Consider the following 14,858-nt stretch of genomic DNA (forward strand, 5'->3'; position numbering starts at 1 on the left):
CATTCAGGCCTGCTCATAATTTCTTGTTGGACAGCCCTGTCCTGCCTTTCGATACTGCCGCCAAAGGAACCGATGCAAGCGCCAGACGCCTGAGGTTCCCACGACACACGGGCCCGGTCCCAGCGGCCTGGCTCGTGTGCCCGCTGCACTTTCGAAGACAGGAGACACCCCATGAGCAGCCCGGCATCCGCCGCACATCCCCTCGCACAGAGCACAGGCGCCGGCGAGGCCGCGTCCCTCGACATGGACGCCACCTACCGCAAGATCGCCTGGCGCCTGATCCCTTTTCTGGTCCTGCTCTTCATCCTGGCCTGGATAGACCGCGTCAACGTCGGTTTCGCCAAGCTGCAGATGCTGGACGACCTGCAGTTCAGCGAGGCCATCTACGGCCTGGGCGCAGGCATCTTCTTCATCGGCTACTTTTTGTTCGAAGTGCCCAGCAACCTGCTGCTGGAGAAGATCGGCGCACGCAAGACGCTGGCGCGCATCACCATCCTGTGGGGCGCGGCCTCCATGGCCATGGCCTATGTGACCACGCCCACCATGTTCTACGTGCTGCGCTTCATCTTGGGCGTGGTGGAGGCCGGCTTCTTCCCCGGCGTGGTGCTGTACCTGACCTACTGGTTCCCGGCCCGCCACCGGGCGCGCGTCAACGGCCTGTTCATGACCTCGTTCGCCATTGCCGGCGCCGTGGGCGGCCCGATTGCGGGCGCCATCATGAACGGCATGCAGGGCGTGGGTCATCTGTCCAACTGGCAGTGGCTGTTCATCCTGGAAGGCATCCCCTCGGTGATCGCCGGCTTCTTCGTGCTGCTGTACCTGCCCGAAAAGCCCGCCAACGCCAGGTGGCTGAGCGCGGCCGAGCAGCGCGCCGTGACCGCCGCCGTGGAGGCCGAGAACCAGGGCGGCCACAAGCATGTGTCCTTCCTGGACGCGTGCCGCAACTATCGCGTGTGGCTGTGCGCCGCCGTGTATTTCTGCATCGTCAGCGGCAACGCCACCATCGCGTTCTGGTCGCCGTCCATCATCAAGGAGATCGGCATCCAGAACACGCTGCAGATCGGCCTGATCTCGGCCATTCCCTTCCTGGCCGGCACCCTGGCCATGGTCTGGAACGGCATGCATTCGGACAAGACCGGCGAGCGCCGCATGCACTGCGCCCTGTCCGCGCTGATCGCAGCGGCGGGCCTGATCCTCACGGGCCTGTTCCTGCACAACGCCGTGCTCGCCCTGTGCGCGCTGACGCTGGCCTCCATCGGCATCCTCGCGGCCTTTCCCGTGTTCTGGTCGATTCCTGCCGCCTTCCTGGCCGGCACGGCGGCGGCCGGCGGCATTGCGCTGATCAACTCCATCGGCAACCTGGCCGGCTTCGTGGCGCCCTACATGATCGGCGCGCTCAAGACCAGCACGGGATCGCTGTCCTCGGGCCTGTACTTCGTGGCAGCCCTCGAATTCCTGGCGGCCTTCCTGGTCGTGCTCTTCGTCAGGAAGCAGTGAGGCCTGCGCGTGCGGTGCCGCTCCACGCCCTCCGCACGCCACAGCCTGACTTCCGCGTTTTCTCACCGGGGCCCGCGGCCCCGAATTCCCCCTGGATCGCCTGCCATGCAACTGCAGTTCACCACCCCCGAAGGCCAGACCTTCGCCCCTGAATTCGACACCCTCATCGTCGCCGGCTGGGCCGGCCGCGACCGCGAGGCCATCGAGCACCACATCGAGGAGCTGGCCGCTATCGGCATCCCGCGCCCCAGCGCCGTGCCGCTGTACTACCGCATCTCCAGCAACCAGCTGAGCCAGCACAGCGCGCTGCAGGTGCTGGGCCCGGACTCCTCGGGCGAGGTCGAGGTCTTCGTGTTCACGCACGAAGGCGAGATGTTCGTGAGCCTGGCCTCCGACCACACGGACCGCAAGCTGGAAGCCTACAGCGTGGCCTTTTCCAAGCAGGCCTGCGTCAAGCCCGTGGCCACCCAGGCCTGGCGCTTTGCCGACGTGGCCGGCCACTGGGATGAGCTGGTCGTGCGCTCGTGGATCGTGGAAGACGGCCGCGAGGTGCTCTACCAGGAAGGCACGCTGGCCAGCCTGCGCACGCCCCAGGACCTGATCGCAGGCTTCACGGGCGGCAAGGATCTGCTGCCCGCAGGCTGCGGCATGACCTGCGGCACGGTGGGCGCCATCGGCGGCATCCGCCCCTCGACGCAGTTCTCCATGGAGCTGTACGATCCCCGCAGCCAGCGTTCCATCCGCCACAGCTACCGCAGCGAACCGCTGGACGTCGTGGCCTGAGCCGCGACTCCGATCCGCCCACGCCCGCCTTCACCCACAGGACTTCCCACATGACCCAAGCCCTCCCCCTGCCCAGCCTGGAACTGGCATCACAGCGCCTGCATGGCGGCGAAACCACCTCGGTGCAGCTGACCGAGCAGGCCCTGGCCCGCACCATGTCGGGGGAAGGCCCCAAGGTGTTCACGCGCGTGTTCCAGGGCGCGGCCCTGGCCGAGGCCCGCGCCAGCGACGTGCTGCGTGCGGCCGGCCTGGCGCGCTCGCCCATCGAGGGCCTGCCGGTCTCGGTCAAGGACCTGTTCGACATCGCCGGCTTTCCCACGCTGGGCGGCTCGCGCCTGCTGGCCGACGCACCGCCCGCGCAGCGCACGGCCGAAGTGGTGCAGCGCCTGCGCCAGGCCGGCGCCGTCATCGTGGGCACGACCAACATGACCGAGTTCGCCTACTCGGGCCTGGGCATCAACCCGCACTACGGCACGCCGCGCAATCCCTGGCAGCGTGACGAGGACGGCGGCCGCATCCCGGGCGGCTCGTCCTCGGGCGCGGCCATCTCGGTCACCGACGGCATGGCCATGGCGGCCATCGGCTCGGACACGGGCGGCTCGGTGCGCATTCCTTCGGCGCTGTGCGGGCTCACGGGCTTCAAGCCCACGGCGCGCCGCGTGAGCATGGAAGGCGTGCTGCCGCTGTCGGCCAACCTGGACTCCATCGGCCCGCTGGCCCCCAGCGTGCGCTGCTGCGCCACGCTGGACGCCATCCTCTCCGGCGAGCCGCTGGGCGAGCTGCATGCCGCGCCGCTGCAGGGCCTGCGCCTGCTGGCACCCACCAACGTGGTGCTGGACGGCATGGACGCCACCGTGGCCGCGGCCTGGGAGCGCACGCTGGCCCGGCTGTCGCAGGCAGGCGCCCACATCACCCATGCCGTGGTCGCGCCCTTCGGCGAGCTGGCCGACATCAATTCCAAGGGCGGCTTCACGGCCGCCGAGGCCTGGGCCTGGCACCGCCACCACATCGCCACGCGCCTGTCCGAGTACGACCCGCGCGTGGGCACGCGCATCCTGCGCGGCAAGGACATCAGCGCGGCCGACTACATCGACCTGCTGGCACGCCGCAGGCAGTGGATTGCCGCCGTGAGCACGCAGATGGCCGACCATGACCTGATCGTCATGCCCACCGTGCCCGTGGTCGCCCCGAAGATCGCCGACCTCACGCAGAGCGACGAGGCCTACTTCGGCGCCAACGGCCTGATCCTGCGCAACCCCACGCTGATCAACTTCCTCGACGGCTGCGCCATCTCCCTGCCCTGCCACCGCGCAGGCGAGGCACCCGTGGGCCTGAGCCTGGCCGGCCTCGGCGGGCAGGACCGGCGACTGCTGTCCGTGGCCCTGGCCGTGGAGCAGCTGCTGGCTTCGGCGCAGGGCTGATCGACCAGACGGCCTCGGGCCTAGCCGCCCAGGCCGCTGCCCGGCAGCCGCGCCACGGCCTGGCCGTGGTTCAGCGCAAAGGCGGCGGCGGTCTCCTCGGCCGCGCGCGCCACCACTTCGGTCAGCGGGTTCTGGTGGTCATTGCGGTAGCAGGCCACCAGCGGCAGCGAGGGGAACTCACGGTCCACGCGCAGCAGGCGCAGGCGCTGCTCGGCCAGCTCGCGCTGGATGATGGCCGGCGGCACGGCGGCCACGCCCAGGCCGTCGCAGACCACGCGGATCATGGTGGCCACCGAGGCAATGCAGTTCAGGTGCACCGAGGCGCTGCTTTCGGTGGAGAACAACTGCTCGATCACCGCATACGGCTCGGAGCCGCGCGCAAAGCACATGATGGGAAAGGCCGCCAGCTCGGCCAGGCTCAGGGTCTCGTCGCCAATGCCCAGCTTGGGGCTGCCCACCCAGGCCATGGGAAATTCGCCCAGCGACAGATGGCCCAAGCCGGCCGCCGTCACGGGCTTGGCTTGCAGCGACAGGTCCAGCTGCCCCTTCACCAATTGGTCGGACATGTGCAGCGTGGTGTCGCAGGCGATCTCCACCTGCAGGCGCGGATAGCGCTGCTGCAGCAGCGCCAGGAAATCGGGGAACCAGCTGTGCACGATGGACTCGATGGCGCCGATGCGGATCACGCCCGCATAGGCCTGCTTGTCCAGCATGTCCTCGCGCATCTCGCGCATGAGGCGCAGCATGCGCTCGGCATGGACCAGGGCCTTGGCGCCGTCGGCCGTCAGCGTGACCTCGCGCACGCCACGGTCGAACAGGCGCACGCCGAACTCCTGCTCCAGCGTGGCGATGCGGCTGGAGACGGCGGCCTGCGTGGTGTACAGCCGCTCGGCCGTCATGCGGAAATTGCGCAGCTCGGCCAGCAGCACAAAGGTTTCCAGGAACCGTAGATTCATGCGGCGATGTTAGCCGTCCAGGCCATATCGATATAGCCCATGCATGGAACGCCTGCGTGCACAATGCTCCGTGACCGCGCACGCTGGCTGCGCAACACCCCGACTGTCCAACCACCACCCCAAAATCGCGGAGGTCCGATGAGAGCTGACAACATCCTGCAAACGATTGGCAACACGCCCCACGTGCGCATCAACCGCCTGTTCGGCGCCGGTGCCAATGTGTGGATCAAGTCCGAGCGCGGCAACCCCGGCGGCTCCATCAAGGACCGCATCGCGCTGGCCATGGTCGAGGACGCCGAAAAATCCGGCGCCCTGAAGCCCGGCGGCACCATCATCGAGCCCACCAGCGGCAACACCGGCGTGGGCCTGGCCCTGGTGGCCGCTGTCAAGGGCTACAAGCTGGTGCTGGTCATGCCCGAGAGCATGAGCATCGAGCGCCGCCGCCTGATGCTGGCCTACGGCGCCAGCTTCGACCTCACGCCCAAGGAAAAGGGCATGAAGGGCGCCATCGCCCGCGCCCAGGAACTGGCCAGCCAGACGCCTGGCGCCTGGATTCCGCAGCAGTTCGAGAACCCCGCCAACATCGATGTGCACGTGCGCACCACCGCCCAGGAAATCCTGGCCGACTTCCCCGAAGGCCTGGATGTGCTGATCACCGGCGTGGGCACGGGCGGCCACCTGACCGGCGTGGCGCGGGTGCTCAAGGCCCAATTCCCCCAGCTCAAGGTCTTCGCCGTGGAGCCTGCCGCATCGCCCGTGATCTCGGGCGGCCAGCCCTCGCCCCACCCCATCCAGGGCATTGGCGCAGGCTTCGTGCCCAAGAACCTGGACACCAGCCTGCTGGACGGCGTGATCCAGGTCGAAGCCGAACCCGCGCGCGAGTACGCACGCCGCTCGGCCCGCGAGGAAGGCATCCTGGTCGGCATCTCCTCGGGCGCCACCCTGGCCGCCATCGCGCAAAAGCTGCCCGAGCTGCCCGCAGGCGCCAAGGTGCTGGGCTTCAACTACGACACGGGCGAGCGCTACCTGTCGGTGGAAGGCTTCCTGCCGGCCTGACCGCCCTGCCCCCTGAACAAGCCAAAGGCCCTTCGCGGGCCTTTTGCATGGCAGAGCCGTTCAGATCGTCAGGCCCTGAGCCAAGTGCCGCAGCAGCGCATCCACCTTGGGCAGCAACTGGCGGCTGCGCGGCCAGACCAGGTGCAGCGGCAGGCCATCGACTTCGGCGCCTGGCAGCAGCCGCAGCAGGTGGCCATCGCGCAGCGGCGCCTCAACCATCCACGTGGCCAGTTGGGCGATGCCGCAGCCCGCCATCACGGCAGCCACCACCGCTTCGCCATCGCCCAGCACCATGCGCGGCTGCACCGCAATGGCGCCGGCACTGCTCTGCCATGCACTCATGCCTGCATCGGTCCTTCCATAGGCCACGGCATCATGGCCGGCCAGTGCCTGCAGGCTGTCAGGCGCTCCGCGCCGCTCCAGATAGGCAGGCGATGCGCAGAACACCAGCCGCTCCCGCCCCAGCAGACGCTGGCCCAGCCCCGCAGGCAGCTGCACGCTGCCGCCTATGCGCACGGCCACGTCGATGCCTTCGTCCACCACGTCCACGAAGCGGTCCGTGAACGACACCTGGGGCTGCACCGCCGCATGGCGCTGTGCAAACTCCAGCAGCAGCGGCATCACCTTGAGCCGTCCGTACAGCGCCGGCAGGTCCACGCGCAGCCTGCCTGCGGGCTCCAGGTGCTCGGCGGCCAGCACCTGCTCGGCCGACTCCAGCTCGCCCAGCACGCGCACACAGGTGCGGTAGAAGGCCTCGCCGGCATCGGTCAGCCGCAGCCGCCGCGTCGTACGTTCAAACAGGCGCGTCGCCAGCCGGGCTTCCAGCCGGGCCACGGCCTTGCCCACGGCCGAGCCCGTCAGGTGCAGCCGCTCGGCAGCAGCCGTGAAACTGCCCGCGTCTGCGGTACAGACAAAGGCCTCGATGCCCTTGAGACGCTCCGAAGGAAACATGGCGATGGCGGCTTTCATTCAAGAATCAATTTCCAGTATCTGCAGAAAATTCATCCGAGATAAGAATTCAAATCTTAAATAAGCTCGCGGGCCTGTTGTTTCTTTTCCCCGGAGTCTTTGCGCATGTCCCCTGCCCCATCCCTGAACCGCGATGCCCGCCCCTCCATTCCTGCCACCCAAGGCAAGGCCGCCACCGCCGTGCTGGCGGTGGCGGCTTTCGTCATCGTCACAACGGAGTTCCTGATCGTCGGCCTGCTGCCGGCGCTGGCGCGCGACCTGGGCACCAGCGCTGCGGCGGCCGGCCAGCTGGTCACGCTGTTCGCCCTGGTCGTGGCGCTGGCCGGTCCGCCGCTCACGGCCTGGCTGGCACCGGTGGGCCGCAAGCGCCTGTTCGTGGCCATTGCCCTGCTGTTTGCGGGCTCCAACGCGCTGGCGGCCGTGGCGCCCAGCCTGGGCGTGCTGGCACTGGCGCGCCTGCTGCCGGCCATGGCGCTGCCGGTGTTCTGGGGCACGGCCAGCGAAACCGCTGCGCAACTGGCAGGACCGTCACGCGCAGGCCGTGCCGTGGCCAGCGTCTACCTGGGCATTTCTGCGGCGCTGCTGCTGGGCATTCCCCTGGGCACGCTGGCCGCCGATACCGTGGGCTGGCGCGGCGCCTTCGGCCTGCTGGCCCTGCTGTCGCTGCTGGTGGCCCTGGCCCTGCAATGGAAGATGCCGGCGCTTGAAGGCGCGCCCCGCATGCCCCTGGCGCAGCAGTTGCGCGTGTTGCGCACTCCCCGGTTCCTGGCGCAGATTGCGCTGTCGGTGCTGGTCTTCACGGCCATGTTCACGGCCTATACCTATCTGGCCGAAATCCTGGAGCGCGCCGCCGGCGTGGCACCCGCACGCGTGGGCTGGTGGCTGATGGGATTTGGCGCCGTCGGCCTGGCCGGCAACTGGCTGGGCGGGCGCTGGGCCGAGCGCCACGCGCTGAGAGTCACAGCGGCCCTGTGCCTGGTACTGGCCCTGGGCATGGCGGCCACCGTGCAGCTGGCCCAGGCCCTGCCCTGGCTGGTGGTCGCGCTGGCCGTCTGGGGCGTGGCCAACACGGCCCTGTACCCGGTCTGCCAGATCCGCGTCATGCAATCCGCACCCCAGGCGCAGGCCCTGGCGGGCACGGCCAATGTCTCGGCCGCCAATGCCGGCATTGCGCTGGGTGCCCTTTTGGGCGGATGGGCACTGCAGACCGCAGGCCCTCTGTCCACGGGCCGGGTTGCCGCCGGCCTGGCCATGCTGGCGGCCGTGGCGGCGCTGTGCATGGCACGCTCGGGGCGAGCAAGGCACGCGCACTGCGCATGATCCACTCCATGAAGAGCCATGGCCGGCAATCGCAGCGGCGTGCATTGTTGCTGGCCGCTGCATGCTGCGTTGTCTGCTCGCGCACAAAGTGAACAGCCTCGGGCCTGGACAATCCGTACCGGCGCCGCGACCGCATCCCGGACCGCCGCCTGTGTGCAGCGCAGACGTGACGCCCAGCCCGGCGTAAGACAGTTGTGTGGAGATCTCTTACAAAACATGTTGCGCCCAAAGGTCATGCTGAACGCGCATCGGGCAAACCCGACTCTGGCCTACGATGGTCTGACCAAGGAGTAAAAAAATCTTGTTCGGTTTCTTTGAAAAACGCGTTCCGCCCTATCCCAGCGTCGAGCCCACGGTCCCGCCCAAGGGCTTTTTCGCCTTCATCTGGGCCTGCACGCAAGGCATGCGCGGCTGGATCGCGCTGCTGACCTGCACCTCGGCGCTGCTGGCCGTCTACGAGGCGGCGCTGTTCGCCCTGATGGGCCATGTGGTGGACTGGCTGTCCACCGTGTCGCCGGCAGGCTTCTGGGAGCAGCAGCGCGGCACGGTCTGGGGCATTGCCGCCATCCTCTTGTCCAGCGTGCTGCTGCTGGCCTTTCACACGGCAGTGATGCACCAAGTGCTGGCCATCAATTTCCCCATGCGCCTGCGCTGGGTGTTCCACCGGCTGATGCTGGGCCAGAGCATGTCGTTCTATGCGGACGAGTTCGCGGGCCGCATCACCACCAAGATCATGCAGACGGCGCTGTCGGTGCGCGAAGTGGTGTTCATGGTGGTCGATGTGCTGGTGGGCGTGAGCGTCTACATGATCGGCATCCTGGTGCTGGCGGCCAGCTTCGAGTGGCGGCTGATGATTCCGTTCGCGCTGTGGCTGCTGGCCTATATCGGCGCCTGCTTCTACTTTGTTCCGCGCCTGGGCAAGATCGGCAAGGAGCAGGCCGACGCGCGCTCCATGATGACGGGCCGCGTGACCGATGCCTATACCAACATCGCCACCGTCAAGCTGTTCGCCCACACGCGCCGCGAGGCCGAGTACGCGCGCAACGCCATGGACGCCTTCAAGTCCACCGGCTATGCGCAGATGCGGCTGGTCAGCCTGTTCGAGATCACCAACCACCTGATGATCACCCTGCTGCTGGTGGGCTCCACGGGCACGGCGCTGTACCTGTGGTCTGCCGGCCAGGCCAGCGCGGGCGTGGTGGCAGCGGTGATTGCCATGGCGCTGCGGCTGATGGGCTATTCGCACTGGGTGATGTGGCAGATGACGGGCCTGTTCGAGAACGTGGGCACCATCCAGGACGGCATCCTCACGCTGACCAAGCCGCGCACCATCGTGGACGCGCCCGACGCCAGGCCGCTGCAGGTCACGCACGGCGCCATCGCCTTCGAGGACCTGAGCTTTGCCTACAAGGACGGCGGCAAGCAGGTGATCGACCACCTGAACCTGCACATTCGCGCGGGCGAGCGCATCGGCCTGATCGGCCGCTCGGGCGCGGGCAAGTCCACGCTGGTGAACCTGCTGCTGCGCTTCCATGAACCCCAGGGCGGGCGCATCACCATCGACGGGCAGGATATCCGCACCGTCACGCAGGACAGCCTGCGCGGCGCCGTGGGCATGGTGACGCAGGACACCTCGCTGCTGCACCGCTCCATGCGCGACAACATCCTCTACGGCCGCCCCGATGCGACCGAGCAGGAGATGCTGGCCGCCGCGGACAAGGCCGAGGCCTCGGACTTCATCGCCACGCTGACCGACCTCAAGGGCCGCAGCGGCTACGACGCCCAGGTGGGCGAGCGCGGCGTCAAGCTGTCGGGTGGCCAGCGCCAGCGCGTGGCGATTGCGCGCGTGATGCTCAAGGACGCGCCCATCCTGCTGCTGGACGAGGCCACCAGCGCGCTGGACAGCGAGGTCGAGGCCGCCATCCAGCAAAGCCTGGACAGCCTCATGCACGGCAAGACCGTGATCGCCATCGCCCACCGCCTGTCGACCATCGCGGCCATGGACCGGCTCATCGTCATGGACCAGGGCCAGATCGTCGAGCAGGGCACGCACCAGCAACTGCTGGAGCTGGGCGGCATCTACGCCAAGCTGTGGTCGCACCAGAGCGGCGGCTTCCTCGCAGAGCAGGGCTCGGAAGCTGCCAACGCCAACGGCTAGACGCTCGCCAGATCCCGGTCCAGCTGCGTATGCAATGTGTAGCGGCTGGCCGGGTGCAAGGTCACACTGAGGTCCATCAACTCCCCATCGGTATCCAGGTAGCGGCGCACGATCTTCAGCGCCGCTGACCCGGCCGGGGCCTGCAATTCCTCCGACAGCGCCTCGGGAATGAGCGCCCCCACCACGGCCTGCCGCACCCGCGCGATGCGCAGGCCGTACTGCTGCTCCAGCAGGCTGCTGACCAGCAACTCGGGCGCGGCGCGCACGCGCTCGGCCAGCTCCTGCGTGTCAAAGCGCTGCGCATCCACATAGACCACGGTCCAGGCAATGGGCAGGTGCGGCGCTGCGCCGTCGCGGCGCAGGCTGCAGATGGCCAGCCAGCGGCTGCCGGCCGGGCAGTCCAGTTCGGCGGCCAGGTCCTGGTCCAGCACCACCTCCTCGATGCGCCGCACTTCGCGCACATGGGTGGCGCCGAACTGCACCAAGTCCTCCAGCGAGGTCAGCGCCTGGCGGTAGTGCGCATGGGGCTGCGCCGCCTCCACGCGCGTGCCGACCTTCTTGCGCCGCGAGACCAGCCCCGACTGCTGCAGCTCGGCAATCGCCGCGCGCACGGTGTGGCGGCTCACGCCATAGCGGTCGCACAGCTCCAGCTCGGTAGGCAGCAGGGCGCCCACGGCGTATTCGCCCGAGGCAATGCGCTCGGACAGGTCGCGCGCCACCTGGGCATAGCGTGTCTCAGCCATGGGCGCAGGCCTTCCCCCCAGGCAAACCCGGATGTTCGTAATGTACGTACATAAATAAAAATATCGATATGTCCGAACTTAATCGCAATTACGCACCATGACCCTTCCGTCCTTCACCGCCAGCACCGCCATCGATTCGCTGCTGTTCCGCGACGCCTTCGGCACCCCCGCCATGCGCGCCATCTTCGCCGACAGCGCGCTGGTGTCGCGCTACATAGAGGTCGAGGTCGCGCTGGCACGCGCCCAGGGCCGCTGCGGCGTGATTCCGGCCGAGCCCGCACACGAGATCGCGCAGCGCTGCAGCCTCGAAGCGCTGGACTTCGAGCTGCTGCGCAAGGAAACCGACATTGTCGGCTACCCCATCCTGCCGCTGGTGCACCAGCTGGTGAAACAGTGTGGCGACGCAGGCCGCTACATCCACTGGGGCGCCACCACCCAGGACATCATGGACACCGCCACCGTGCTGCAGGTGCGCGATGCGCTGGACCTGGTCGATGCCGACATCGCCGCGCTGCGCACCATCCTGGCCGACCTGGCAGAACGCCACCGCGACACGCCCATGGCCGGCCGCACGCACCTGCAGCACGCCCTGCCCATCACCTTCGGCTACAAGGCTGCCATCTGGCTGGCCATGTTCGACCGCCATGCCCAGCGCCTGAAGGAACTGCGCCCGCGCGTGCTGGTGGGCCAGTTCGCGGGGGCGGCAGGCACGCTGGCCTCGCTGAGCGGCCGGGGCCTGGAAGTGCAGCAATTGCTGATGGAAGAACTGGGCCTGGGCGTGCCCGCCACCACCTGGCATGTGGCGCGCGACGGCCTGGCCGAGGCCGTGAATTTCCTGGCCCTGGTCACCGGCTCGCTGGGCAAGATCGCCTACGACGTGATGCTGCTGTCCTCCACCGAGTTCGGCGAGGTGTTCGAGCCCTTCGTCACGGGGCGCGGCGCCAGCAGCACCATGCCGCAAAAGCGCAACGCCATCTCCAGCGAGCTGATGCTGGCCGCCTCCAAGGCCGTGCGCCAGCATGCGGGCCTGATGCTGGACGCCATGGTCCAGGACCTGGAGCGCGCCACCGGCCCCTGGCACGCCGAATGGGTGGCCCTGCCCGAGAGCTTCGTGCTCTCGGCCGGCGCCCTGCACCAGGCGCGCTTCATGCTGGGCGGCCTCATCGTCGATCCCGAACGCATGGCCCGCAACCTGGACATGACCGACGGTCTGATCGTGGCCGAGGCCGTGATGATGGGCCTGGCCCCGCACACGGGCCGCCAGCAGGCGCACGACATCGTCTATGCCGCCTGCCGCAGCGTCAACGCCGAGGGCGGCACGCTGGCCGATGCGCTGACCCGCCTGCCCGAAGTCACGGCCCATTTCGACCGCGCGGCGCTGCAGCGCCTCACCGACCCGCGCAACTACCTGGGCGAGGCCCCGCAGATGGTGGACCGCGCCCTTGCGCTGTCGCGCGCCCATACAGCCAGCGGCCGCTGACATCCCGGCCCAGGACAGAACACAGCACTACAGGAGACAACACCATGCCTTTCCATCTTCCCCGCCTGCCACGCCTGGCCCTTGCCCTGGCCGCCACCACCTTCGCCCTGGCCGCGCACGCCCAGGGCGGCTACCCCGCCAAGCCGCTGACCTGGATCGTGCCCTTCGCGGCCGGCGGCCCCACGGACGCCATGGCGCGCGACATCGCCCAGCGCACCAGCACCCAGCTGGGCCAGCAGATCATCATCGAGAACGTTCCGGGTGCGGGCGGCACCATCGGCGCGGCCAAGGCGGCGCGCTCGGCGCCCGACGGCTACAGCTTCCTGGTCGGCCACATGGGCTACATGGGCGCGGCGCCGTCGCTGTACAAGAAGCTGGCCTATGACCCGGTCAAGGACTTCGAGGCGGTGTTCCGCTTCCCCGACACGCCGCTGGTGCTTCTGGTGGGCAAGAACTCCCCGTACAAGACGGCCGAGGAGCTGGTGGCCTTCGGCAAGCAGAACCCGGGCCGGCTGAACTTCGGCAACGCGGGCGTGGGATCGACCTCGCACCTGGTGGCGGCGCTGTTCGCCAGCCGCGCGCAGATGGAGATCACCCAGGTGGCCTACAAGGGCGCGGCACCGGCCATGACCGATGTGATCTCCGGCCAGGTCGATGCCATGTTCGACCAGACCAACACCGCCCTGCCCCAGCTGGCCGGCGAGCGCATCCGCGCCATCGCCCTCACCTCGGACAAGCCCATGCCCCAGTTCCCGGGCGCCGCCGCGCTGGGCCAGAAGCTGCTGCCGGGCTTCGAGACCGCCACCTGGTACGGCATCTACGCGCCCAAGGGCACGCCGCGCGACGTGGTGCAAAAGGTCTACCAGGCCTATACCAAGGCCCTGGCCGACAAGGCCTGGACCGACAGGATGGCCGCCCAGGGCATACGCCTGCTGCCCGCAGATCAATACGCGCCCGAAGCCCTGGCACGCCACACGGCCGCCGAGGTGGAGCGCTGGCGCAAGGTGGCAGCCGACGCGAAGATCTCGCTGGACTGAGCCCATGGACCAGACACGCACCCAGGCCCAGGCACAGACCCAAGCTCATACCCGCATCGAGCACGATGCCTTCGGCCCCGTCCACATCCCTGCCGACCGCCTCTGGGGCGCGCAGACCCAGCGCGCGCTGGAGCTGTTCACCATTGGCGAGGAGCGCTTTCCGCAGGGCCTGTACCGCGCATTCGGGCTGCAGAAGCTGGCGGCAGCGCGCGCCAACCGGCGCCTGGGCGTGCTGGACGACCAGCGCGGCGCGGCCATCGAGGCCGCAGCCGCCGAACTGCGCGACGGCCTGCTGGACGCGCATTTCCCGCTGACCATCTGGCAGACGGGCTCGGGCACGCAGACCAACATGAATGCCAACGAGGTCATCGCCAACCGCGCCAACCAGATGCTGGGCCAGCCCCCCGGCACGCGCAGCCCGGTCCACCCCAACGACCATGCCAATGCCTCGCAGTCGTCCAACGACAGCTTTCCCACGGTGATGCACCTGGCCACGGCGCTGGAGCTGCGCGACCACCTGCTGCCCGCCCTGGAACAGCTGCAGCAGCGCCTGCAGGAACGCGCCCTGGCCTTTGCCGGCGTGCTCAAGGTGGCGCGCACGCACCTGATGGACGCCGTGCCCATGACGCTGGGCCAGAGCTTCGAGACATTCGCCCACCAGGTGGGCCACGGCATCCACCGGCTGCGGGACACCCAGCCCCGGCTGTGGAGCCTGGCCCAGGGCGGCACGGCGGCCGGCACGGGGCTCAACGCGCCGGCCGGATTCGACCGGGTCTTCTGCGAGGAGATACAGGCGCTCACGGGCCTGGCGGTCACGCCCAATCCCTGCAAGTTCGAAGGCATGGCCGCGCACGATGCGCTCATCGAGGTCTCGGGCGCACTCAATGTGGTGGCCGGTTCGCTGGCCAAGATGGCCAATGACATCCGCCTGCTGGGTTCAGGCCCGCGCTGCGGCCTGGGGGAGCTGGTGTTTCCCGACGATGGGCTGAGCTCCTCCATCATGCCGGGCAAGCGCAACCCGACCGTGGCCGAGGTCGTGGTCCAGGCCGCCTACCAGGCCATGGGCCACCACCTCACCGTCACGCTGGCGGGCTCGGCCGGGCACTTCGAGCTCAACGTGGCCAAGCCCGTGCTGATCCACCACCTGCTGCGCGCCATGCGCGCGCTGGGCGACGCCAGCCGCGTGTTTGCCGAGAAACTGGTGGCCGGCCTGCAGGCACATACGGAGCGGCTGGAGCAGCAGGTCAGCCACTCGCTGCTGCAGGCCACCGCGCTCAACCCGGTGCTGGGCTATGACGCCGTGGCACGCATCACGCGCGAGGCCATGGCGCGCGGCATTGCGCCGCGCGAGGCGGCCGTGGAGCTGGGGCTGGTCACGGCGGCCGAGTACGACCGGCTGGTGGACCTGCGTGCCATGGCCGGGCTGCCGCCCGCGTAG

At 68.8% G+C, this 14,858-nt stretch carries 12 protein-coding genes; 9 read left to right on the forward strand and 3 right to left on the reverse strand.

The genetic code is table 11. The features are described 5' to 3' along the window. The first annotated feature begins 171 nt into the window (after nucleotides 1-171). The 3 genes from ACF8O7_RS05670 (at nucleotide 172) to ACF8O7_RS05680 (ending at nucleotide 3,701) form a co-directional block, all read left to right on the forward strand. On the forward strand, nucleotides 172-1,497 hold the full coding sequence (locus tag ACF8O7_RS05670) for an MFS transporter (RefSeq protein ID WP_209798912.1): 1,326 nt from the start codon (nucleotides 172-174) through the stop codon (nucleotides 1,495-1,497). Between the two features lie 105 nt (nucleotides 1,498-1,602). After that, nucleotides 1,603-2,280 (forward strand): DUF2848 domain-containing protein, encoded by a 678-nt coding sequence (locus tag ACF8O7_RS05675; RefSeq protein ID WP_133072311.1) that lies wholly within the window; start codon nucleotides 1,603-1,605, stop codon nucleotides 2,278-2,280. Nucleotides 2,281-2,330: 50 nt separating this feature from the next. Beyond that, nucleotides 2,331-3,701, forward strand: a complete 1,371-nt coding sequence (locus ACF8O7_RS05680; RefSeq protein ID WP_212645047.1) for an amidase — start codon at nucleotides 2,331-2,333, stop codon at nucleotides 3,699-3,701. 20 nt (nucleotides 3,702-3,721) lie between these two features. Here the strand turns inward: ACF8O7_RS05680 and ACF8O7_RS05685 are convergent, their stop codons facing one another. Continuing rightward, the gene (locus tag ACF8O7_RS05685) at nucleotides 3,722-4,657 is read right to left on the reverse strand and encodes a LysR family transcriptional regulator (RefSeq protein ID WP_392442691.1); all 936 of its coding nucleotides are present in this window, start codon (nucleotides 4,655-4,657) and stop codon (nucleotides 3,722-3,724) included. 138 nt (nucleotides 4,658-4,795) lie between these two features. On the opposite strand from ACF8O7_RS05685, the gene cysK reads away from it, so the two are divergent. Continuing rightward, on the forward strand, nucleotides 4,796-5,713 hold the full coding sequence (gene cysK, locus ACF8O7_RS05690) for a cysteine synthase A (protein ID WP_016448056.1): 918 nt from the start codon (nucleotides 4,796-4,798) through the stop codon (nucleotides 5,711-5,713). Between the two features lie 60 nt (nucleotides 5,714-5,773). On the opposite strand, the gene ACF8O7_RS05695 is transcribed toward cysK, so the two are convergent. Continuing rightward, a complete protein-coding gene (locus ACF8O7_RS05695) occupies nucleotides 5,774-6,682 on the reverse strand; it encodes a LysR family transcriptional regulator (protein WP_017406936.1) in 909 nt (302 codons plus the stop codon). A gap of 105 nt (nucleotides 6,683-6,787) precedes the next feature. On the opposite strand from ACF8O7_RS05695, the gene ACF8O7_RS05700 reads away from it, so the two are divergent. Together ACF8O7_RS05700 and ACF8O7_RS05705 are read left to right on the forward strand one after the other, a co-directional pair. Continuing rightward, the gene (locus tag ACF8O7_RS05700; protein ID WP_126312858.1) at nucleotides 6,788-8,002 is read left to right on the forward strand and encodes an MFS transporter; all 1,215 of its coding nucleotides are present in this window, start codon (nucleotides 6,788-6,790) and stop codon (nucleotides 8,000-8,002) included. Nucleotides 8,003-8,303: 301 nt separating this feature from the next. Beyond that, the gene (locus tag ACF8O7_RS05705) at nucleotides 8,304-10,160 is read left to right on the forward strand and encodes an ABC transporter ATP-binding protein (protein WP_016448059.1); all 1,857 of its coding nucleotides are present in this window, start codon (nucleotides 8,304-8,306) and stop codon (nucleotides 10,158-10,160) included. On the opposite strand, the gene ACF8O7_RS05710 is transcribed toward ACF8O7_RS05705, so the two are convergent. Beyond that, nucleotides 10,157-10,903, reverse strand: coding sequence for a GntR family transcriptional regulator (locus ACF8O7_RS05710; RefSeq protein WP_016448060.1), 747 nt, complete (start codon nucleotides 10,901-10,903; stop codon nucleotides 10,157-10,159). The two genes, ACF8O7_RS05705 and ACF8O7_RS05710, sit on opposite strands and share 4 nt — an antisense overlap. Nucleotides 10,904-11,000: 97 nt before the next feature. Here ACF8O7_RS05710 and pcaB point away from each other — a divergent pair, with 97 nt between their 5' ends. From pcaB to ACF8O7_RS05725, 3 genes are read left to right on the forward strand one after another with little or no spacing between them, the layout of a single operon-like run. Next, nucleotides 11,001-12,383, forward strand: coding sequence for a 3-carboxy-cis,cis-muconate cycloisomerase (gene pcaB / locus ACF8O7_RS05715; RefSeq protein WP_392442694.1), 1,383 nt, complete (start codon nucleotides 11,001-11,003; stop codon nucleotides 12,381-12,383). Between the two features lie 44 nt (nucleotides 12,384-12,427). Further along, nucleotides 12,428-13,420, forward strand: a complete 993-nt coding sequence (locus ACF8O7_RS05720; protein WP_012203368.1) for a tripartite tricarboxylate transporter substrate-binding protein — start codon at nucleotides 12,428-12,430, stop codon at nucleotides 13,418-13,420. A 4-nt stretch (nucleotides 13,421-13,424) separates the two neighbouring features. Then, the gene (locus ACF8O7_RS05725; protein ID WP_203399966.1) at nucleotides 13,425-14,858 is read left to right on the forward strand and encodes a lyase family protein; all 1,434 of its coding nucleotides are present in this window, start codon (nucleotides 13,425-13,427) and stop codon (nucleotides 14,856-14,858) included.

Origin of the sequence: Delftia sp. WSY_16, assembly GCF_043104415.1 — a bacterium.
Taxonomy (GTDB): Bacteria; Pseudomonadota; Gammaproteobacteria; order Burkholderiales; family Burkholderiaceae_C; genus Comamonas; species Comamonas tsuruhatensis.